This is a genomic window from Flavobacterium sp. (assembly GCF_027483985.1).
In the GTDB taxonomy this organism is placed as follows: domain Bacteria; phylum Bacteroidota; class Bacteroidia; order Flavobacteriales; family Flavobacteriaceae; genus Flavobacterium.
This window is the reverse complement of sequence record NZ_JAIXTJ010000011.1, coordinates 94286-115811: the sequence shown is the minus strand read 5'-3', so window position 1 is coordinate 115811 and position 21526 is coordinate 94286. Positions and strand designations below refer to the sequence as shown.

Here is a 21526-nt window from a genome sequence, read left to right as displayed (position 1 = left end):
AGAACGCATCAGTAATAACAACATTCGTAGAAACCCGAAACCCGAAACTAAAAAACCTTTTCGTACCTTTGCACAAATTCAAGAAAATGCTCAATATAGGTCAACATAATACGCTTACCATTTTAAGAGAAACTAAAGTGGGATTATTTTTAGGAAACGGCAACGAAGCAGATGATGTTTTGTTACCTAATAAATACGTTCCAAAAGTATATGAAATTGGTGAAGAAATTACGGTTTTTGTATATTTAGATCACGAGGAACGACCTGTTGCAACAACGCTTGTGCCTTATATTTTCTTAAACGAATTTGCACTTTTACGAGTAAACTACATCAATCAAATAGGTGCTTTTATGGATTGGGGAATGGAGAAAGACATTCTGGTGCCATTCAAAGAACAAGCACGTCCAATGGAAAAAGGAAAACGTTACTTGGTCTATCTTTATATGGACGAAAAAACCAATAGATTAGTGGCGTCTAGCAAAACCAATCAGTTTTTGGACAACGAAAACATCACAGTTGAAAAAGGAGAAGAAGTAGATTTAATCATTTCACACATTACCGAAATCGGAATCAATGTAATCATCAATCAAAAACATAAAGGTTTAGTGTATAAAGATGAAGTTTATGACGATACCATTCGTACTGGTGACAAAATGAAAGGTTATATAAAACTAGTGCGTCCTGACGGAAAAATTGATGTTTCGTTACACAAACAAGGTTTTGAAAACATCGAACCTAATGCAGAAATTATAATGAACGAGTTGAGAGCAAGTAGAGGTTTCTTGCGATTGAATGACAATTCTAATCCGGAAGATATTAAGACGGTTTTAAAAATGAGCAAAAAAACCTTCAAAAAAGCAATCGGACTTTTATACAAAGAGAAATTGATTGAAATTAAAGATGATGGGATTTACCTAATACAATAGAAAAAAGCACTGAATTCAGTGCTTTTTTTGAAACTTCATTTTGAATTAATTAATCGATTTTTATAATTTTTAAAGATTGATTTTTTAAAGGTGTTGAAAGTCTGATAAAATAGTTTCCTGCAACAATATCACTTTCCATTGTAATTATTTTACTATATTTTCCTTTTTTTGTAAATTTTTCTTTAATAATGCTTTTAACCACTCTTCCTTGTAAGTCAACTATTTCAATACTAATTATGCCATCTTTTTCTAATAAAAAATCAAAATTAGCGGTATTTCTAATTGGATTTGGATAGAAAACAGTTTTATTGCTTTGAGTGTTATTATTAGTTACAAAATTCAAATCGGTATATCTTGCTTGAGAAGCATAAATACCAGTATTACTTGAATTTCCTGCAATTAATAAACTCCCATTAGAAAGTAACAATAAATCGTTTGGACTCGAATGTTGATTAATTATTGTAGTCAAAAAACCTTGATTTCCAAATGTGGTATCTAGTGTTCCATTGGTATTGTATCGAACTGTAGTAATGTCATTATTAAGTTGACCAGTTTTTAAAATTTTATTATCGGGTTGGATAATCATATCATTATTAAGAAATAAATCTTCCACAACTCCATTCGTTCCATAAGAGGAATCTAATGAACCATTTGTATTATATTTAATTATAGCACCAGTACTACCATCCTGAAAATCAAGAGCATTTATTATAATTTCATCATTAGTAGTACAAACAATTTGTTTAGGAACATAGACATTATTAAAAGTGCTTAAAACTTTACCATTAGTTCCAAAGGAAGTGTCTAAAGTACCATTGGTATTGAATTTTATACATCCAATACCAAAATCAAAATAATTTATATAATGGGGACTTAAATAAACTGCTCCAGAAACAACAATTTGTCCGTTAGATAAAATAGTTAAACAATAAGGAATCTCGTTATCAACATTACTATTACTATTGAAGCGATAAAGTGCATATCCATTGGTTCCAAATGTAGTATCAACTGTTCCATTTGCATTTAATCGAAGTAATTCCATTGAAAACAATCCTTCACCTATACTTGAATTAACATTAACAAGTAATGCATAAATTTGATCATTATCTGTAACTTCAATAGCTCTAATTGATCTTCCAATAGAGCTTGAGCTACTAAAATCGACAATTCCGTTAGTTCCAAAACTGGTGTCGTAAGTACCATCTTCATTAAGTTTGTGAAGACTTGAAAATGCATTTAAAACAACTTTATCATTGGAGCATTTCTTTAATTCTCCAATTTTAAAAGTGAATGGTATTAAACCGTTTGTTCCATAGGTAAAATCTACGCTGCCGTCAATATTATAACGAACTATTGAAGAAGTAATTTCAAGTGCAGTACTATTTTTGTTTGAAGTCAATGCAATTGTTTTGCCGGTGCTTAATTCGCAGATATTTTTTATGTCATCATAACTGCTATATATATTAAAATTAGTTGAGTTTTGATAAACTCCATTACTATCAAATGTTACATTTGCATTTTTGAATAAATAACCTGTCAAAGTAGTGCCAGTTCTACTTCTTCCTCCTGTAACAATGTTTCCTTGTGTGTTTATAAAAAGATATTTTGAAGAAGAACTACTACCATTATTAAGGACAGCTAAACCATTTATGCCAAATGAAGTGTCGGAAGTCCCATTAGGATTGATTTGTATTAAGTTGAAAAGTGAATTTCTTGAAAATGAGCATAAAATTTTACCGTTAGGTTTTATGATTAATTTTGTTTTGGAGTTTTGACTTTGGCTGTTGGTATAGCTAGTATTTAATATACCATCATTATCAAAAGTAGGATCATAAGTTCCATTACTATTAAAACGAAGAAGTGTTATATTGTAATTTTGTGTGTGACATACCAATACAATTTTTCCGTTTGGTTGTATTTTTAAATCTTGAGGTAAATCCATACTATTAGAACCAAAATCTATTTTTGAAATGCCATTAATAGCAAAAGTTGTATCTAAAGTTCCATTGGATAAATACCTAAAGGTTACTATTTCATTTGTGTCAGGATTTGCATCATAATTTAATGAACGTCCTGTAATAATTATTTTTCCGTCTGTTTGTATTTCTATTTCCGAAGGTTCATCTGTACTGACGCCTACACTTAAAATTGCTTTTCCGTCATTATCAAATGTAGTGTCATAAGTCCCATTTGGATTTAGCCTTATTGTACAAAAATCATCTAAGTAACTTCCCAAAACTAAAATTTTGCCATCGTTTTGAATTTTAATTGAAACAATGTTAATATTATTTGAATTATAATCAAGTCTTACCCAACCCTGATTTCCAAAAGTCGTATCACTACTTCCATCACTATTCAGTAAAAATATTCCAGTACCTCCTCCATACATTATTTGTCCATTAGCTAGAATGGCTATTGAAGTCACTCTATCAGTAAGTTTATATCCAATGTCGTTAAAAGAAGTATCTAAAGTTCCATTAACATTTGTTCTAGCAATGTAGTAGCCTAAATCACATTGACCGATATAAACTAATTTATCATCACTTTGTATAGTTGCTTTAAGACAATTATCAAAGCTAGAAAAATTAGTAAACTGATTATTTACAATTCCGTTCGTACCAAAAGTAGGGTCTAATATTTGAGAAGATATTATAAGAGATTGTAAACAAAATAGGAGGAGTAAAGTTTTTCTCATAAATAAAGTTTTATTTATAGATGCAGAAAAACCAAAAGGTTGCGTCGAAATATAGAGTTTTTTTATTTAATAGTAATTTATTTTGAAATTAGGAATCTAATTAGTTAAAACGGTTTCATTCAAAATCCATTTTTTTACTAATTTTTCGTTTTCAGTAATAGGTACGATATAGTATTTCTTACTCGCAAAAGCTTTTGATGTTATAGCAGTTTCTTTTTTTACTCCTTCGAGATTAACATAACTTGAATGGATAAAAAATAATTCGTTATTTTCCTTCAACAAATAACCTACGTGAAAATCTAAACCAACAAAATAGAGTCCATCTTTTTTGGTGGAAATAAAATGTTTTTTTAATTCTATCGGGGTTTTTTCTAAAACTTCAATGTCTTGACTCATTTGAAGCAGTTCCGCTTCTTTTTTGGGTTCTTTTTGAGCCAATTTGTAACGGTTTAATTTAAAACCTGCGTGACTTAATGTGGTGGAAACAAAATAGCCACAAGCAATTTTGCCTTCTTTCGGAGTGGCAGTATATCCTTCAAAAGACCATTTTGTACCGTACCAAAACGGAATTATTGAAGCAGTCAAATTTTTAGTAATTACTTGTTTAGTCGATTGTAGGATGGCTTTTCTTTCTTGTGCAGAGGCATTTAAATAGATAATTTTTATTGCCTTTCGTTGGGCTTCTATTTTGCTCTTAGCAACGGAATAATCACTTTTTGCATTCTGATTAACAATAGAGAAGATGAAAAATGTAAGTATAGTCAGTGTTTTGATTTTCATAAGCAGTCTTTGATATTTAAAACGTTGTTAATTTATATTTATTATGATACTTAAATGTGTATATTTGTATATACAAGTATTAAGCATTGGAAAGAAAATCATTCATAAAAACAGTAGTAGGAGGTATAGCTATGGCATCATTACAACCATTTTATAATTGGACTAACGAACTAAACGAAGTCGATGAAAAACTTCCAGCGTTGTTCATTGGTCACGGTTCGCCGATGAACGGAATTGAAGACAACGAATTTTCAAGAACTTGGTCTAGATTTGGTAAAGAAATAACAAAACCCAAAGCGGTTTTAGTAATTTCTGCTCATTGGTTAACTAACGGAACAAATATTACAGCGATGGATAATCCGAAAACAATTCACGATTTTGGTGGTTTTCCACAAGAGTTGTTTGACGTGCAATATCCTGCGAAAGGAAGTCCTGAATTGGCAAAAGCAACATCCGACTTAATTACCTCAACCAATGTTGGTTTAGACCACGATTGGGGTTTAGATCACGGAACTTGGACTGTCGTGCGACATATGTATCCTAACGCAGATATTCCAGTGTTGCAACTAAGTATAGATTATAACAAACCGCCACAATACCATTATGATTTAGCCAAACAATTGGCATCCTTGCGAAAAAAAGGCGTACTTATTATAGGAAGCGGAAATATGGTACACAACCTCCGAATGGTAGCTTGGGATAAAATGCAAGTACCCAACTATGGTTTTGATTGGGCCATCGAAATGAATACTATTTTTAAAGATAAAATCGCAAATAATGATTTTAAATCGCTAATAGATTATGAAAAGTTGAGTAGTGCCGCCAAAAACGCGATTCCAACGCCAGATCATTATTATCCTTTGCTTTACAGTATTGCTTTGCAAGACAACAAAGACGAAATTAGTTTCTTTAATGATAAACTAGTTGGTGGTTCCTTGAACATGACTTCAGTAAAAATTGGATAAGAAAAAAGGTAAGCTATCTATTGGCTTACCTTATATTTACTAAATCAACTCAATTTGTGGATTGATTTTCTTGATTTCTTCAAGGAATATGTCACTTTTTATGGGTGAAATAAATAAGTCGTCAAATGTATTATAGGTTACAATAAATCCTTTCGTATCAAGTGACGGTTTGAGCATTACAGGCACATTCAAACCCGAATGACGTTTTATAGATTTGATTTTGGTTATATCAATACGACCACGAATTGGACCAGAACGATACAAAAGAAAATTATTTTTAATAACATATCTTGTGTCTAATAATACCCAAAGGACAAATGCAGTAACTAAACTAATCACTATTAGCGGAATTAATGGAGTATTTCCTTCATTTAAATTTAGCGCTAGTATCGAAATTAAAAATACAACTAATCCCCAAAGAATGAAAATAGTAAAGGTGTTTTTAGTAGATAGAAATCGTTTCATTTGTTATAATCCTAATTTAGTTTTGGTAGATTTAATCAAACCCTCTTTATGCAAAAGTACGGAGATACTTTTCAATTTCAAATAAGAAACACTCATATATACAAAACCATCTTTCCCTGATTTTGAACCCCAAGAATTTTTTACCTTATAATATATTTTGCCCGTTTGATCTTTTACTTTTCCAACAATATGCATTAAATGATCGTCTTGAGTAGAAAGATTTTCAAATTCCGCTTGACGGTATGCTGCTGTAATGTTTTTCTCTGGTTTGATTTCTGAAGCAATTACTTTGGCATCGACTTCATTTTCAGCTATTACCGCAACACCATATTTACCAGAAAAAGTAGCTTCAGAAACATCGCAATCTAAAGCAAGCGTGTAGCCGTTATCAATGGCATTATCAATATTTTGAATATATTCGTCAAGAGTTACATTATAAAACATACCATTTGAAAAATTATCTGGAATGTCTAACAAAAACGGTTTGTTATAAGTTTCGTGTGTAAATGACGAAATCGTTACATAATCTTTCGGATTGATTTTTGTCAGTTCCAAAAAGGTTTTTGGTGTATATTTTTTACCTTCAAAAGTAAATTCGGTTACATTTTTACCCATATACACATCCAAAACAGCATTAATAGCTTCTTTCCATTGTGGAGATAACTTTTGTCCCGGATTAGAAACATAGGTTTTTAACATTGCTTCCAAAACGGCTGTTAGTTCGGCGTGATTGTATTTATCTTCCGGATTTAACTTCCCGGTATAAGCGCTTTGTGGTACCAATCCAAAATCTTCTGCACTATTAATGACATCGTGCGCTAAACCACCTTCACCAAATTGAGCTTTTCCCTGACGCATAACATAATTCCAAGCTTTTTTAGGATAAGTATTACGCACATTATACATTTCCGATAAATCAATTTTCTTTCCAGTAAGACGAATTATTTCGGCTTCCAAAAAAGAGGTAGTCGAAAAACTCCAGCAAGTACCAGTAATATCTTGCGAAATCACTGGATTGGCTTCAATGTCTTTTACGGTTTGAAATTCATAAGCTTGCGAATAACTTGCCATAGTTACAGAAAGCAATCCGATGGAGAAAAGTAGTTTTTTCATTGTTATTACAAATTTACATTGCTAAAATAGTATAAATTTTAAATAATTAGCATAAAAAAAGACATTAGATTACTAATGTCTTTTTTAAAGGTGTAAGTCTTAAAATCAATCTTTTTTAATAATCTTTATGTTTTTACTACCAAATGAAGAATAGAACTTTAAAATATAATTTCCTGCTGCTAGTCTATTAGACAGATTAATGGTTTGAATATGATAACCTTTTGTTTGAGGTTTATTTTGTAGAACTGATTGAACAATTTTACCTTGAAAATCTATAATATCTATAGATACGGTTTCATTATTTATTAAGTTATAACTAAATGTAGCTTCTGTTTGTATTGGATTTGGATAAAATAGAAAAGAATTTTGATTGTTAGGTGATACAACATCCAAGTTTAAATCAGTATATTTTGCTTGTGTCATTTCAACATTAGTTCCATTGAACGAAGAACCACCAGCCAAGAGCTTATTGTCGTTTGTTAAAAGAAGTGTATTACAATCTCCTAAATAATTTACAGCGGTTGATAGCGTACCAGCATTTCCAAATCCCAAATCAATAGTTCCATTTGATAGGTATCTTTTTATAGAAAATTGATTTGATGAGCTTACAGATTTTATAATTTTTCCGTCAGGTTGAACAATCATACTATTACTTTTATAGCCGTCGTTAAGTATGCCATTAACACCAAAATTAAGGTCTAAATTTCCATCAGAATTGTATTTCACTGTAAAGGTATTAGTAACTGAATTGTTTACATCAACTATATTAATTAAAAATTGATCATTATTTAAGCAAATCATATCGGTCCCATAATTTTTAGTATTTACTTGTGTGATGATTTTACCAGAATTTCCAAAGGTAGTATCAAGAACACCATCACTATTGAATCTTGTAATGCCAACAACTGAATTTTCTGGATTACCTGTATAATACTCATAATTTAATTTACCAGCTACAACTATTTTATTGTCAGATTGTATACAAATATTTGTAGGCCATTCATTTGAATAAATTCCAAAATAATCAAATCTTAGCGTTGCAATTCCATTTATTCCAAAACTAGTAGTGATTGTGCCATCTACATTTAGTTTGGCTAAACCAAAACTTGATAAATCAAAAATATAATTGGGAACATTAGTTTTGTAATCAAAACCGATAAAGATTTCATTAGTGGTTGAAACAAAAAGTTCATCAATATAAAGGATTCTATTTGCACTATCTAAATTATAATTTTTCAAACCATTGATTCCAAAAGTTACATCAGGAGTTCCATCGGAATTAAATTTATAAAGTATGGGTGCAACTTTATCTATAGCAATAATTTTGCCGGTGGTATCAACAATTAATTTAGATAAGGTAGTATTTAATTGTATTTGCCCATTAGCTCCAAAAGTAGTATCAATAGTTCCATCAGTATGCTGTCTTCTAATCACATTAAAAATAGATGTGTCTTTGTGAAATTCACAGATACTTATAATTTTTCCATCATTTTGCACTACTGATTTAAGTACTTTATCAGTGCCTTCGGTCAAGCTGAAAGTAGTGCTAGTTATAAAAACTCCATTCGAATTAAACTCTTTTTTTTCTAAAGTATAATTTATATTTGCTATATCATTGCTTCCGCCTCCGGTAATAATATTTTCATTTGGTCTGATTAATAAAAAACTAGAATAATCAAAATCATTTGCATTGGACATTAAAATTCCATTTGTTCCAAAATTTAGATTAGAACTTCCATCCGAATTTAATTCAACTAATGCATAATCAGAATTTATTGTCGCTGAGGCTAAAATTTTTCCATTAGATAAACTTTTTATTATTGGTATGCACGAATAATTAGTGGTTGAGACACTAGGATTATTTATAGGTAACGAACATTGATAAACACCAGTAGTGTTAAAAGTAGTATCTAAAGAGCCATCAACATTATATCTTAAAATGGTAAGATAGGAATTTTGTAATCCTGCGATTAAAATTTTATTATCCGATTGAATTGTTATTGATCTTGCTATACCATTCGAATTTGTACTGCTATGAAATCTCGATATGCCATTATTTCCAAAAGTATTATCGAGTGCACCGTTTTCATTTAATCGAATAGTAATTATATCATAACTATTTTGATTACTAGAATATTTTGATCTTCCTGTAACTAAAATCTTTCCGTCATTTTGAATTATCGACGCATAACTTTCATCATTAAATGTAGCTATTGGTATGATTTTTTTTCCATCGGTATCAAAGGTTGCATCTAAGGAACCATTTGAATTTAATCGCACCACTTCAATTTTGTTTCCAGCAGTATTTCCACCAGAATATGGACTATAATTAATACCATTCAGTACAATTTTACCATCATCTTGTAGCGAAAATGATTTGGTATTAAACAAAGAATTGCTTTCAACTATTTTTACTGAACCATTTATTCCAAAAGTAGTATCCAAACTACCATCTGAATTAAATCTTCTAACATTATCAAAATCTGAGTATCCATCATATACAATACCTACCAATATTTTACCATCATTTTGAATTAATACAGAATTAAATCCTTTTCCAACGCTAGTTCTGAAACCAAAAGTATTAAATGATGTGTCGTAACTACCGTCATTATTGTGCCGTGCTATGAAAGAGTAATTTTCATTGATACCTTTTCCAACATAAATAATTTTTCCATCAGGTTGAATAGCTGCTGCTAAAATTACATCAGAGCTTCTAGAGGTAGAAAAATGATTATTAGCAATTCCATTAATACCAAAATTTGTGTCTAAAATTTGAGCATAACTAAACGAGGATAAAATTGAGCAAATAAAAAGTAAAGCTGTTTTCATATTTCTTTATTTAAATGTGTACTACTTTCCTTAAGATGTAAAAATCTGACAAAGGTTGCGTCAAATTGTAAATTAAATATTTTTCTATATTTTATTTCCATATTTTTGTAATAAAAAAAGAATATGTCAGAAATTAATTGGGTAATCGCTAAAGAATTTGAAGATATAACCTATAAAAAATGCAACGGAGTAGCGCGAATTGCATTCAATCGTCCAGATGTGCGCAATGCGTTTCGTCCGAAAACTACAGCCGAATTATTACAAGCGTTTCACGATGCACAAGAAGATACGTCCATTGGTGTTGTATTGCTTTCTGCTGAAGGTCCGAGTTCTAAAGATGGAATTTGGTCGTTTTGTAGTGGTGGCGATCAAAAAGCTAGAGGACATCAAGGCTACGTGGGCGATGATGGCTACCACCGACTAAATATTTTAGATGTGCAACGATTGATTCGTTTTATGCCCAAAGCGGTGATTTGTGTAGTTCCAGGTTGGGCAGTTGGTGGCGGACACAGTCTTCATGTGGTATGCGACTTAACTTTGGCTAGTAAAGAACACGCAATTTTTAAACAGACGGATGCCGATGTAACAAGTTTTGATGGCGGATATGGTTCGGCATACTTAGCGAAAATGGTCGGACAAAAGAAAGCTAGAGAGATTTTCTTTTTAGGACGAAATTATTCCGCTCAAGAAGCATTCGAAATGGGAATGGTTAATGCCGTAATTCCGCACGATGAGTTAGAGGCGACAGCGTACGAATGGGCACAAGAAATATTAGCCAAGTCACCAACGTCGATAAAAATGCTAAAATTCGCAATGAATTTAACCGACGACGGAATGGTAGGTCAGCAAGTTTTCGCTGGTGAAGCTACAAGATTGGCTTATATGACTGACGAAGCTAAAGAAGGTCGCGATGCTTTTTTAGAAAAACGCAAGCCTAACTTTGATAAAAAATGGTTGCCTTAATTTAGGGTTCAGTTGTCAGTTTACGTTATTTAGTTGTTAGTTATCAGTTGCCGGTTGTCAGTTTACATATATAGTTTGTCAATCCGTTGTAATCTCATACAAGGTTTAATTTTATTGTTAATCTGTTTTTATCTAGAAATGATTTAATTTTTGATTATGAAAAAGAAACTAATTTTAAGTGTTCTAATTTTACTAACTTTCAACGTTAATTCGCAAGATAAAAGTAGTGCTAAAGAGGATAAGTTTTTGATTTCTTTGCATTACACAGGAAACATAAGAAACAATAACATAGTTAGCGATAATTATAACGGATTAGTTGGATTGAATGCACATTATAAACTTTACCAAAACGAATCCATCAGTATTTTAGGTGGTATCGGATTGGATTATTTTCAAGCGCGTTTAAGCAATAGTCAAATTGATTTTAAAAACCGACTGATGCTTAATCCTAATTTTGGTTTGGAAGTAAATGCGAGCAAATCGTTCAAACCTTTTTTAAATTTAGGTTATTCCTTTTTTTCGAGCAAATACAGCATCAAAACCTCTAATCCAACGCTTTTTGACCCAATGGATCCAGCGTTTCAATCGGGTACTTTTACTAAAACCGATTCTTATAACAGCTTTTCCATTAATCCGGGTTGTAGATTAATGTTTTCAGAGGAATTTTATTTTCAAGCTGATTATAAACTTTTACCAATAGAAACTAATACTACTGCGCACCTTATTGCTTTAGGAATTGGATTAAACTTTTAAATATGGAAGATTTTACTAACGAAGTCATCAACACCAAACAACTTCCTCGATATGAAGAAGTGCCATTAACACCATTGCATCCAAAGTATTTGTGGGTTGTTTTAATCAATTCATTCATAATTATTGCAGTTTTAGTCGTTGGCTTTTTCTTATTATTGTCTTTTGATAAGGAGAATATCTCTCCAAAGTTTTCTATGCAATTAGGAAGTGTTGTTGTAGTAGTGTCTTTTTTCATCTTGTTTTTATCCGTACTCGGTTTCAAAAAGAAAGCGTATGCTTTTAGAACCCACGATGTAATTTTTAGAAGCGGTATTATTGCTACCAATACAATGGTGATTCCTTACAATAGAGTACAGCACGTAGCACTTCACGAAGGATTTGTATCAAGGCTATTTGGTTTAGCAAAAGTAGAAATTTTTACAGCTGGCGGAAATGCAAGTGATCTAGAAATACCAGGAATTACCAAAGAAGAAGCCGAAAACATCAAACAACTTCTAATGGGTAAAATTCAAAAACAACTCTAATGGAAGTCAATTTCAATCAACCACAACGTCAATCATCTATCGGAATCTTAGTGATGTTTGTTGATTCGTTGCAGCATTTTGCAAGGGCATTTCTTCCAATTATTTTTATTTGGTTTATTAAATCAAATGGTGTAAGTAAGCTTTATGTCATCCTTGGAATTCTGGCAATGATCGCAATTGTTGGCGTGGTAGCTTATTTGAAATATTTGAACTTCACTTTTTATATTGATGAAGTTAATGATGAATTTATTGTGAATGATGGAATTATCAATAAAACTAAAACAGCCATTCAGTTAAATAAAATCCAACAAGTAAATATTCACCAAAATCTTATACAACGACTTATCGGCGTTTACGAATTAAATGTAGATACCGCTGGAAGCGACAAAAAAGAAGGTAATATCAAAGCCATTTCCCATTCTTTAGCCTTGGCTCTAAAAGCTAAATTGTTGGATAACGAAACAAAAGTTGCTTCCGAAATTGATACCGTCGAAATCGAGCAGCAAGTAGAACTAACTACTAGCCATCCTTTTCTAAAAATCAATTTAGTAAGCCTTTTTAAAGTCGGAATTACTTCAAACTATGTTAAAAGCATCGGATTAATTCTGACCTTCTTTTTTACCATTATTGAAAATTTACATCAAATAGGAAAGGATGACTTCATCGATGAAGATAAAATTGAAAGTGCGCTAAGCGGCTATCCTGTAATTTATTCTTTTCTTATTTTTGTAGTGGTTTTATTTACTATAGTATTTGTAATTAATATTTTCCGAACCGTTGTGAAGTATTTTAATTATGCCATTACTAAACAAAAAGGTTCTTTATTAATTTCATATGGATTAATTAATACAGAAAGCACAATTCTAAAACCTGAAAAAGTGCAAATTGTAACCGTTTCGAGTAATTATTTTCAAAGAAAACTTGATGTTTTAGAAATCAAAATAAAGCAGGCCTTTAGCGATGAGAAGAAACAAAAGAAAAGTTTAATTGAAGTTCCTGGTTGCAATGCCTTTGAGCGCGATAAAATATTAAATTTATTATTCAATGAGTTGCCAGAAAAAGGCGTAATGATGCGTCCTAATTTTAGAAAATTAGTATTTTCAATCTTCTTGTCGATTATCGTACCTTTAACAGGATTTTTTATCATTGGTTTAAAAGTTGACGCGACCGTTTTTAATTATTCGCATTTTGCAATTTTTTATACGGTATTCTTGTTATTGATTGCTATTTTTGGATTCAGAAATTATAAGTTATTCGTAAGTAATAACCATATAATAAAGCAAAGCGGTCCGTGGGATATCGACAACGAAATCATAGAAATCAAGAAAATACAAGCCATTACAACATCACAATTGTTTTGGCATAAAAATTTAAATATTGGTTCGATTACCTTGCATACCGCTGGTGGTAACCTGACTTTTTATTTAGGAAAATACGATAAAATAAAAGAATACGTAAACCTTTGGCTTTACGAAATTGAAACGTCCGACAGCAATTGGATGTAAATTTTAGTAAAAAAGTAAGCAGTGAGGAGTGATTAGTCAAGCAACTGAAAACGAAAACTGACAACTAATAACAAAATAAAAAATAAAATGAAACACTGGATTGAAGCCGCTCGAGTTAGAACCTTACCACTTTCTGTATCTGGAATATTGGTCGGAAGTTTCTATGCAATGTCACAAGGAATTTTCAACTGGAAAATTGTGATTTTGGCACTTTCTACTACTTTAGGACTACAAATACTATCCAATTTTGCCAATGACTATGGCGATGGTGTCAAAGGCACCGACAATGAAGATAGAATTGGTCCGAAACGTGCTATTCAAAGCGGATTGATTACGCCAGGCGAAATGAGATATGCTATTTTCATTACGGCATTTCTAACGTTAGTTTCGGCTATGCTGTTGATTTATGTTTCGTTTAAAGGGAAATACTTTCTGTATTCAATTATTTTCTTTGTTTTAGGGATATTAGCTATAGCGTCGGCTATTCGTTATACTGTGGGAAAAAATCCATACGGATATCGAGGATTAGGCGATGTTTTTGTCTTTACCTTTTTCGGAATTGTGAGTACTTTTGGTGTATATTTTATGTTTGCTAAACAAATAGATTGGCTGCTGTTCCTTCCGGCAACGGCCATTGGTCTGCTAAGTGTTGGAGTTTTAAACCTGAACAACATGCGCGACGAAGAATCAGATAGAAAATCTGGTAAAAATACCATTGTTGTAAAAAATGGTGGCGCTTGGGCCAAAAAATACCACTTTTTCCTAATCATTACGGCAATGGTGTTGATGTTGGCTTTTGTGTTGATTTTCGATTTTAGCTACCGCGATCCAAATCCGAATCGTTTTAATTTTGATTTGTATTTTTTCTTAATTGCTTATGTTCCGATTATTGCACATTTAACAAGAGTTGCAAAGAATAAAGAGCCTAAATTATTAGATCCTGAATTAAAAAAATTAGCATTAAGTACGTTTTTATTATCTATTTTATTGTCTTTATCGCTAATCTATTTACTATCTGACTTTTTGATTTTTTACACTAATTAGTAGATAGTTCATTCAAATACCAACTAGAGTACCAGAAATTAAAATTGCAAACAAATAAATATTACTACTATGAAAATTACATTTTACGGACACGCAAGTCTATCGATTGAAGTTAGCGGAAAAACCATTATTGTTGACCCATTCATCACCGGAAATCCAAAAGCAAGTCACATTGATATTGCTACGCTTAAAGCGGATTATATTTTATTAACGCACGCGCATCAAGACCATATTTTAGATGTAGAAGCTATTGCAAAGCAAACCGAAGCTACAATCATCTCGACTTATGAAGTAGCAACCCATTATGGTGCAAAAGGCTTTAAGTTTCATCCAATGAACCATGGCGGTAGCTGGCAATTTGATTTTGGTAAAGTTAAATTGGTAAACGCAGTGCATTCAAGCTCGTTTCCTGATGGTAGTTATGGTGGTAATCCTTGTGGTTTTGTTATCGAAGGCGAACACAAAAACATCTACATTTCTGGAGATACAGCGCTTACTATGGATATGAAACTTATTCCGATGCGTACTAAATTAGATTTAGCAATTCTTTCTATAGGTAACAATTTTACTATGGATGTGGAAGATGCTATAATCGCAGCAGATTTTGTGGAATGTGATAAAATACTTGGAGTTCACTTTGATACTTTTGGATATATCGAAATCAACCACGACGATGCCAAAAAGAAATTCTTTAATGCCGGAAAAGATTTAATGCTTCTTGAAATCGGACAAAGCATCCAACTATAATGCTCAAAAGGATTGGTATGGTAATTGCTCTAGAACCAATTCTTGATAGTTTAATTATTTTATACCTGTCAGGTTTTTTTTAAACTCGATAGGTATAAATTTTTAAACTAAAAAGTGATTTACTGAGGTAAAATCAAACTCATTTTTTCGAAAATAAAGTTCTTAAATGACATTCACTAAACTCCAATTGATGATCAAATCCTATCAAGTAATACTTAGAAAAATCAAAATTGTTACCTTCCTTTTAATTACAACCATTGTTGCTGCGCAATCTAAAGACGGTTATTGGGATAATATTCGTACGACCAACGAAACCATCATACTAAAAGCAGGCGAAAAGAAAATTGTAAAAACTGCCGATTTCCCTGAAGGAACAACAGAAATTGTTTACAGAATCACGCTTCTCGATGATAATCAAAAAGTTTCTTCGAGTTTAGTATCGGTTTTAAAAGCCATTCCGGATCCTACAGGAATTAGTCAAGGAACCGCTGGAGTGATTTTTTTGGCCTCTACTATTTCAGGTGACGACAAATCTAAATATGCTATTTTCTCGCAATTAAAAGAGGCAGAGGAGTTTTTAACAGCAGATAAACCTAGCAAAGCTTGTTTGTATCAAGAAACACCGGTAAATAAAGAAGCTCGTTTGCTTAAAGCCAAAGATTCTGATTGTTTCACGGCTAAAACTCAAAACTTGTACTTTGTTTTCGAAAGCGATAATTGGGTAATGAAAGAAAAAGTGGTATTTGAAGTAGTGCCTTGGATTGACAACAAAGCCAGTCGTGGATGGAACAGTGAAACCAAAAAAGACTTACTAAAAACAGCTCAAGCTATTGATTTGGTTAAAACACTTTCCAAAAAAGAAGAGTTTTATGCCTTATTCATAGAAACTATTTCAAAAAAATACAAAGCCAGTGAATTCAACCAATTGCTTGCTATCGAAAAAACACGTGCTATAAATCTAGCTACCGAAGAGAGTTTGAAGCAAACAGGCGAAATCAATAAGTTTTACGATGCCATTAGAGCTAAATCGTCGGCATTATTTAACAAAGGAAAAATCAAAGAAGCAATAGAAGTCATTACGACTGATATTATTAATAAAAACAAAGCTACAGAAGCCGATTACGCTTTGTTAGGTGGTTATTATTTGGTAACCAAACAATTTGTTAAAGCCGAAGAGTCTTATAACAAAGCAGCAAAACTTAATCCAACAGATGTTCTTATACAAATGAAGTTGGCACACGTTTATATGTTTACCAACCGTGTGTCGCAAGCCAAAGAAATTCACAAAAAGTTTGCAAAGCAGAATATTGATGCGAACACAACTTGGGCCAATCAAGTAGCGATCGATTTCAAAGAATTCCAGAAGTTCGGTTTACCCTTAGAGAACTTCGAGAAGATTTCGCGTATTATCGAATAAATTATTGATGAAATGGGATAATGTAACAATCCAAAAATCCAAAAATCTAACGATCCAAAATGAAAGCTACTTACCAAAAATACATCCTAGACTTCAAACGACCTTCTGGAACTTCTAGAGGCGTTATGAACGAAAAAGAAACGTGGTTCATCATTCTAGAAGAGAACGGAAAAAAAGGAATAGGTGAGTGCGGAATACTACGCGGATTAAGTGCTGATGATCGACCTGATTATGAAGAACAATTACAATGGACTTGCCAAAACATTCACTTAGGTAAAGACCAACTTTGGGAAGCGCTTTTGGAGTTTCCTTCGATTCAATTTGGAGTAGAAATGGCATTCCAATCTTTAGCATCTGAAAACCCTTTTTTATTGTTTCCATCGGAGTTTACTGATGGCAAAAAAAATATGGATATTAATGGTTTGGTTTGGATGGGTGATGAGGTTTTTATGAAGGAGCAAATTGAAGAAAAATTAGCACAAGGATTCCATTGCGTAAAATTAAAAATTGGGGCAATCGATTTTCAAAAAGAACTCGATTTATTACACTTTATTCGTCAAAATTTTGATGAAAATACTATCGAAATCAGAGTAGATGCCAACGGTGCTTTTAGTGAATCTGAAGCTTTAAATAAATTAAATCAATTAGCTGGTTATAAATTACATAGTATCGAGCAACCTATTGCTAAAAATCATACTGACACTATGGCAGAGCTGTGTAAAACTACTCCATTCCCCATCGCTTTAGATGAAGAGCTTATTGGAGTGTTTTCGTATGAAGATAAGGAGCAACTTTTGCTAAAAATTCAACCGCAATACATCATTTTGAAACCTAGTTTTGTGGGTGGATTTAAAGGCACATCCGAATGGATTACGCTTGCTAAAAAGTACAACATTGGTTGGTGGATTACCTCTGCTTTAGAGAGTAATATTGGTTTGAATGCTATCGCACAATGGACGTTTTTACAACAAAATCCGATGCCTCAAGGATTGGGTACAGGCGGACTTTATACCAACAATTTTGATTGTCCGTTGGAAGTTGTTAAGGGACAAATTGCATACAATTCATCTTTAATTTGGGACTGTAAATTAATATAAGTAATACTTCCGAATGTCATTAATTTTTCGTATCTTAGATAGGCGAGTACACTCGTTTAAAATCCTATCAAATGCGAAATTCTCTCATTTCATCACTTGCCATCTGTTTTCTATTTGTTTCTTGTTCCAAAAAGGAGGTTACCAAAACACAGCCCAAAAAAGGTAATGTTACTGAAAGTGTTTATGCATCGGGTATTGTAAAAGCCGAAAATCAATATATTGTTTTCTCGACGGTCAATGGTGTTTTACAATCGGTCAATGCTGAGGTAGGACAAACAATTTCCGAAGGGCAAGCTTTGTTTCAAATTGAGAGTGATAAGGCAAATCTTACTACAGAAAATGCGCAACTTGCCTATCAATTAAGCAAACAAGACAATAAGTACATTCAAGATAAAATTTCCGAAATGGAAACTAAGGTTCAAGCTGCTAAGGATAAATTGGCATTGGATTTATCTATCTATAATCGAAATAAAAACATCAAGAAATACAATATAATTTCTGAAGTCGATTATGAACGGATTGAATTGGCTTATAAAAATTCGAAATCCAGTTATGAAGCGTCGGTAAAACAATTGGCGCAGCTTAAATCACAAGTGCAAAATGACCAATCTCGTAACAGTATTAATTTAAAAATTAGCCAAAAAACCAAAGCGGATTATATCATCAAAAGTGCTTTCTACGGCGAGTTATTTGATGTTTTAGTCAAAAAAGGCGCTATGGTTACTACACAAACACCACTAGCCATTATCGGAAAAAAAGATTCGTATTTACTTGAATTGGAGGTAGATGAAAACGATATGGTTCGAGTAAAACTGGGTCAAACGATGCTGGTAAGTATGGACAGTTATAAGGGTAAAGTTTTTGAAGCAACGGTTGATAAAATTTACCCAATTATGGACGAACGTTCTAGAACTTTCAAGGTAGAAGCTCATTTTATAAAGTCACCACTGCAATTATATCCAAATTTAACTACCGAAGCTAACATTGTGATAAGGGTTAGAAAAGACGTAATTACGATTCCGAAAAGTTATCTTATTGATGGCGAATATGTTTTGGTAAACAAAGACGAGAAACGAAAAGTAAAAGTGGGATTAAGCGATTATCAAAATGCTGAAATACTATCAGGACTAACGGTTGACGAAACCATTTATTTACCGCAATAATGAATTTCAAACTAATTTTTAATATTGCCCTTCATTTACTTAAAGCGCGACTCAAGCAAACGATTGTGGCTGCAGTTGGAGTTACTTTCGGAATAGCAATGTTTATCGCTTTAGTGAGTTTTATGAATGGTTTAAACGATTTATTAGATGGATTAATGCTAAATCGGACCGCGCATGTCAGACTTTACAACGAAATAAAACCTACTTTAAATCAGCCTATTTTATTATCAGAAAATTACAAAAATAGTACCAATTTTATAAGTTCAGTAAAACCTAAAGACAGAGGAAAAGCTATTTATAATAGTCAAGCTATCATCAATTACTTAAAGCAAGATAACCGAATTATTGATGTGGCGCCCAAAATTAATGTACCTGTTTTTTTTAATTCTGGAACTATTGAAATCTCCGGAGTTATTAACGGAATTGCTGTTTTGCCAGAAGAAAAATTATTCAAAATAAGCGATTACATTATCGAAGGTAAAGTAGCTAATTTGATGCAAAACAACAGCATTATTATTGGTAAAGGATTGGCAGATAAAATGTTACTTACGCTTGGTGATGTGATAAAGGTGACCTCCGCAAAAGGCAACCTCGCATCATTAAAAATTGTTGGAATTTCACAATCGGGTATTGCAGACATTGATAATACTATGAGCTACACCTCTTTGGCAACAGCTCAGAAATTACTTGGTGAGTCTACTAATTATGTTACTGATATACAAGTAAAGTTGTTTGATATGACCATTGCTCCAAATGTTGCTAAAGAGTTTCAAAACAAATTTGATATAGATGCCATTGATTATCAAACGGCAAACGCACAATTTGAAACCGGAAGTACTGTTAGAAGTATTATTTCTTATGCTGTTGGTATTGTGTTGCTTATAGTAGCCGGATTTGGAATTTATAATATTCTAAACATGATGATTTTTGAAAAGATGGACAGTATTGCCATATTAAAAGCAACTGGTTTTTCTGGTAAAGACGTAAAATGGATTTTTATTTTCCTAGCGCTAATCATAGGTTTGGTTGGTGGTGTATTTGGTTTGATTTTCGGATTTGTATTTTCTTCAATAATCGATATTATTCCGTTTGAAACGGCTTCATTGCCAACCATAAAGACTTATCCTATCAATTACAATCCATTATTTTATGTAATCGGAATTGTTTTTGCATTGCTGACTACCATAATCGCCGGACTTTTTCCAGCACTCAAAGCCAGTAAAATTGATCCTGTTGAAATTATTAGAGGAAAATAAAATGAGTAAAGTATTAGAAACAAAAGGGTTGACCAAATATTTTTACGATCCAGTTAAATTTCAAGTGTTGAAAGGGATTGACATGACCATAAATCACGGCGAATTTGTTTCTATCGTCGGAAAATCAGGTTGCGGAAAATCTACATTACTGTATTTGCTTTCCACTATGGATACCGATTATGAAGGACAATTGTTTATGAACGAAGAACTTATAACGGGAAAATCAGATAAAGAATTAGCTGCAATTCGCAATGAAAAAATTGGGTTTGTATTTCAGTTTCATTATTTGCTTTCTGAATATAACGTGTTGAAAAATGTGATGTTGCCTGGAATGAAACTAGCAGAACTATCCAATTCTGAAATCGAACACAATGCGATGGAACATTTAAAAACGCTCGACATGCAAGATCAAGCACTCAAAATGCCAAATCAATTAAGTGGTGGACAAAAGCAACGTGTAGCTATCGCAAGAGCATTAATCAACAATCCGTTAATCATTATGGGCGACGAACCAACGGGTAATCTTGACAAAAAAAACAGCGACTTAGTTTTTGATATTTTTAAAAAACTTACGTTAGAAGAGAAGCAAACACTTTTAATAGTAACTCACGACAACGATTTTGCAGCAAGAACCAATAGAATCATCACAATGGAAGACGGAAAAATAATATAAAATTCAATATAAAATTTTGTTCTTCTATTTCACCACAATATCATACTTCTCCAACAATCCTTTCAAACCATCTTGAGAGAAAATAGCTTTTTTAATTTTGTTTTTATCTGGGTCGAAAGCGTAATCGTAGCTAGTAGAAAAATCAGCTTTAATGGCAATAGTATCAATAAAAACTGCTCTTCTTAGGTTGCAGTTGTCAAACAATACTTCGGTTAAATCACAGCCCATAAAATCGGTAGCTATCATACTGCAATTGATGAATTGCATCTTTTTTAACTTCAAAGCATAGAATTGAGCGTAGTCTAACAAGCAATCTCTAAAATGAAATTCATAAATAACTTGGTCGGTCATTGCAAAATTTACCGCAGTAAAATTGCATCTAGTAAAAAACACGCCTCTCAACGAAACATAGTTGATTTTGGTTTCCTGAAAATTACAATCTAAGAAATTACAATCCATAAAAGTCACGGTTTGGAACGTACAAGCTCTGAAATCGCAGTTGTAAAAAGTACAATTTTCATATTCTTTGAATTTGATAGTGGTATCGTCAAAGGTTTCGTTGTGAAATTCTTGGTCTACTATATAGTCTGAGTGCATTTTGCTTTGTT

19 protein-coding genes are annotated in these 21526 nt (G+C 32.3%); 13 read left to right on the top strand and 6 right to left on the bottom strand.

The genetic code is table 11. The annotated features are described in order from the left end of the window. Positions 1–86 precede the first annotated feature (86 nt). The gene (locus Q0050_RS02370) at positions 87–926 is read left to right on the top strand and encodes a S1-like domain-containing RNA-binding protein (RefSeq protein ID WP_298392296.1); all 840 of its coding nucleotides are present in this window, start codon (positions 87–89) and stop codon (positions 924–926) included. A 49-nt stretch (positions 927–975) separates the two neighbouring features. Here Q0050_RS02370 and Q0050_RS02365 read toward each other — a convergent pair whose 3' ends face one another. Both Q0050_RS02365 and Q0050_RS02360 read right to left on the bottom strand, forming a co-directional pair. Continuing rightward, a complete protein-coding gene (locus tag Q0050_RS02365; RefSeq protein WP_298392294.1) occupies positions 976–3621 on the bottom strand; it encodes a T9SS type A sorting domain-containing protein in 2646 nt (881 codons plus the stop codon). 96 nt (positions 3622–3717) lie between these two features. Continuing rightward, positions 3718–4401, bottom strand: a complete 684-nt coding sequence (locus Q0050_RS02360; RefSeq protein ID WP_298392292.1) for a hypothetical protein — start codon at positions 4399–4401, stop codon at positions 3718–3720. Between the two features lie 131 nt (positions 4402–4532). Here Q0050_RS02360 and ygiD point away from each other — a divergent pair, with 131 nt between their 5' ends. Continuing rightward, a complete protein-coding gene (gene ygiD / locus Q0050_RS02355; protein ID WP_298392358.1) occupies positions 4533–5366 on the top strand; it encodes a 4,5-DOPA dioxygenase extradiol in 834 nt (277 codons plus the stop codon). Between the two features lie 39 nt (positions 5367–5405). On the opposite strand, the gene Q0050_RS02350 is transcribed toward ygiD, so the two are convergent. The 3 genes from Q0050_RS02350 to Q0050_RS02340 form a co-directional block, all read right to left on the bottom strand. Continuing rightward, positions 5406–5831, bottom strand: coding sequence for a PH domain-containing protein (locus Q0050_RS02350; protein ID WP_298392290.1), 426 nt, complete (start codon positions 5829–5831; stop codon positions 5406–5408). 3 nt (positions 5832–5834) lie between these two features. Beyond that, positions 5835–6944 (bottom strand): C1 family peptidase, encoded by a 1110-nt coding sequence (locus Q0050_RS02345; protein ID WP_298392288.1) that lies wholly within the window; start codon positions 6942–6944, stop codon positions 5835–5837. Positions 6945–7049: 105 nt separating this feature from the next. Then, positions 7050–9776, bottom strand: coding sequence for a T9SS type A sorting domain-containing protein (locus tag Q0050_RS02340; protein WP_298392286.1), 2727 nt, complete (start codon positions 9774–9776; stop codon positions 7050–7052). A 123-nt stretch (positions 9777–9899) separates the two neighbouring features. On the opposite strand from Q0050_RS02340, the gene Q0050_RS02335 reads away from it, so the two are divergent. The 11 genes from Q0050_RS02335 (at position 9900) to Q0050_RS02285 (ending at position 20918) form a co-directional block, all read left to right on the top strand. Beyond that, entirely contained in the window at positions 9900–10739 is an 840-nt protein-coding gene (locus Q0050_RS02335) for a 1,4-dihydroxy-2-naphthoyl-CoA synthase (protein WP_298392284.1), read from the top strand. Positions 10740–10895: 156 nt separating this feature from the next. Beyond that, positions 10896–11492 carry an outer membrane beta-barrel protein gene (locus Q0050_RS02330; RefSeq protein ID WP_298392282.1) on the top strand — a complete coding sequence of 199 codons (597 nt, stop codon included), beginning with the start codon at positions 10896–10898 and terminating at the stop codon, positions 11490–11492. A 2-nt stretch (positions 11493–11494) separates the two neighbouring features. Further along, entirely contained in the window at positions 11495–12016 is a 522-nt protein-coding gene (locus tag Q0050_RS02325; protein WP_298392280.1) for a PH domain-containing protein, read from the top strand. Continuing rightward, positions 12016–13521, top strand: coding sequence for a PH domain-containing protein (locus Q0050_RS02320; protein WP_298392278.1), 1506 nt, complete (start codon positions 12016–12018; stop codon positions 13519–13521). Before Q0050_RS02325 ends, Q0050_RS02320 begins: the two co-directional genes overlap by 1 nt. An 87-nt stretch (positions 13522–13608) precedes the next feature. After that, positions 13609–14565: a 1,4-dihydroxy-2-naphthoate octaprenyltransferase gene (gene menA, locus Q0050_RS02315; RefSeq protein ID WP_298392276.1), complete on the top strand. Its 957-nt coding sequence runs from the start codon at positions 13609–13611 to the stop codon at positions 14563–14565. 69 nt (positions 14566–14634) lie between these two features. Then, positions 14635–15312, top strand: coding sequence for a metal-dependent hydrolase (locus Q0050_RS02310; RefSeq protein ID WP_298392274.1), 678 nt, complete (start codon positions 14635–14637; stop codon positions 15310–15312). A 166-nt stretch (positions 15313–15478) separates the two neighbouring features. Further along, positions 15479–16729 carry a tetratricopeptide repeat protein gene (locus tag Q0050_RS02305; RefSeq protein WP_298392272.1) on the top strand — a complete coding sequence of 417 codons (1251 nt, stop codon included), beginning with the start codon at positions 15479–15481 and terminating at the stop codon, positions 16727–16729. 59 nt (positions 16730–16788) lie between these two features. After that, entirely contained in the window at positions 16789–17826 is a 1038-nt protein-coding gene (locus Q0050_RS02300) for an o-succinylbenzoate synthase (protein ID WP_298392270.1), read from the top strand. Positions 17827–17897: 71 nt separating this feature from the next. Then, on the top strand, positions 17898–18989 hold the full coding sequence (locus tag Q0050_RS02295; protein WP_298392268.1) for an efflux RND transporter periplasmic adaptor subunit: 1092 nt from the start codon (positions 17898–17900) through the stop codon (positions 18987–18989). Further along, positions 18989–20245, top strand: coding sequence for an FtsX-like permease family protein (locus Q0050_RS02290; protein ID WP_298392266.1), 1257 nt, complete (start codon positions 18989–18991; stop codon positions 20243–20245). The genes Q0050_RS02295 and Q0050_RS02290 overlap by 1 nt, the downstream gene beginning before the upstream one ends. 1 nt (position 20246) lies before the next feature. Then, positions 20247–20918 carry an ABC transporter ATP-binding protein gene (locus Q0050_RS02285; protein ID WP_298392265.1) on the top strand — a complete coding sequence of 224 codons (672 nt, stop codon included), beginning with the start codon at positions 20247–20249 and terminating at the stop codon, positions 20916–20918. A gap of 24 nt (positions 20919–20942) precedes the next feature. Here the strand turns inward: Q0050_RS02285 and Q0050_RS02280 are convergent, their stop codons facing one another. Then, positions 20943–21515 (bottom strand): pentapeptide repeat-containing protein, encoded by a 573-nt coding sequence (locus tag Q0050_RS02280; protein ID WP_298392263.1) that lies wholly within the window; start codon positions 21513–21515, stop codon positions 20943–20945. Between the last annotated feature and the right edge of the window lie 11 nt (positions 21516–21526).

Bases quoted from the DNA above. Each gene is read 5' to 3' on its own strand.
- Q0050_RS02365 (WP_298392294.1), bottom strand. From the start codon at position 3,621: ATGAGAAAAACTTTACTCCTCCTATTTTGTTTACAATCTCTTATAATA.
- ygiD (WP_298392358.1), top strand. From the start codon at position 4,533: ATGGCATCATTACAACCATTTTATAATTGGACTAACGAACTAAACGAA.
- Q0050_RS02360 (WP_298392292.1), bottom strand. From the start codon at position 4,401: ATGAAAATCAAAACACTGACTATACTTACATTTTTCATCTTCTCTATT.
- Q0050_RS02305 (WP_298392272.1), top strand. From the start codon at position 15,479: ATGACATTCACTAAACTCCAATTGATGATCAAATCCTATCAAGTAATA.
- Q0050_RS02320 (WP_298392278.1), top strand. From the start codon at position 12,016: ATGGAAGTCAATTTCAATCAACCACAACGTCAATCATCTATCGGAATC.
- Q0050_RS02295 (WP_298392268.1), top strand. From the start codon at position 17,898: ATGCGAAATTCTCTCATTTCATCACTTGCCATCTGTTTTCTATTTGTT.
- Q0050_RS02340 (WP_298392286.1), bottom strand. From the start codon at position 9,776: ATGAAAACAGCTTTACTTTTTATTTGCTCAATTTTATCCTCGTTTAGT.
- Q0050_RS02280 (WP_298392263.1), bottom strand. From the start codon at position 21,515: ATGCACTCAGACTATATAGTAGACCAAGAATTTCACAACGAAACCTTT.
- menA (WP_298392276.1), top strand. From the start codon at position 13,609: ATGAAACACTGGATTGAAGCCGCTCGAGTTAGAACCTTACCACTTTCT.
- Q0050_RS02290 (WP_298392266.1), top strand. From the start codon at position 18,989: ATGAATTTCAAACTAATTTTTAATATTGCCCTTCATTTACTTAAAGCG.
- Q0050_RS02345 (WP_298392288.1), bottom strand. From the start codon at position 6,944: ATGAAAAAACTACTTTTCTCCATCGGATTGCTTTCTGTAACTATGGCA.
- Q0050_RS02350 (WP_298392290.1), bottom strand. From the start codon at position 5,831: ATGAAACGATTTCTATCTACTAAAAACACCTTTACTATTTTCATTCTT.
- Q0050_RS02300 (WP_298392270.1), top strand. From the start codon at position 16,789: ATGAAAGCTACTTACCAAAAATACATCCTAGACTTCAAACGACCTTCT.
- Q0050_RS02285 (WP_298392265.1), top strand. From the start codon at position 20,247: ATGAGTAAAGTATTAGAAACAAAAGGGTTGACCAAATATTTTTACGAT.
- Q0050_RS02335 (WP_298392284.1), top strand. From the start codon at position 9,900: ATGTCAGAAATTAATTGGGTAATCGCTAAAGAATTTGAAGATATAACC.
- Q0050_RS02370 (WP_298392296.1), top strand. From the start codon at position 87: ATGCTCAATATAGGTCAACATAATACGCTTACCATTTTAAGAGAAACT.
- Q0050_RS02310 (WP_298392274.1), top strand. From the start codon at position 14,635: ATGAAAATTACATTTTACGGACACGCAAGTCTATCGATTGAAGTTAGC.
- Q0050_RS02330 (WP_298392282.1), top strand. From the start codon at position 10,896: ATGAAAAAGAAACTAATTTTAAGTGTTCTAATTTTACTAACTTTCAAC.
- Q0050_RS02325 (WP_298392280.1), top strand. From the start codon at position 11,495: ATGGAAGATTTTACTAACGAAGTCATCAACACCAAACAACTTCCTCGA.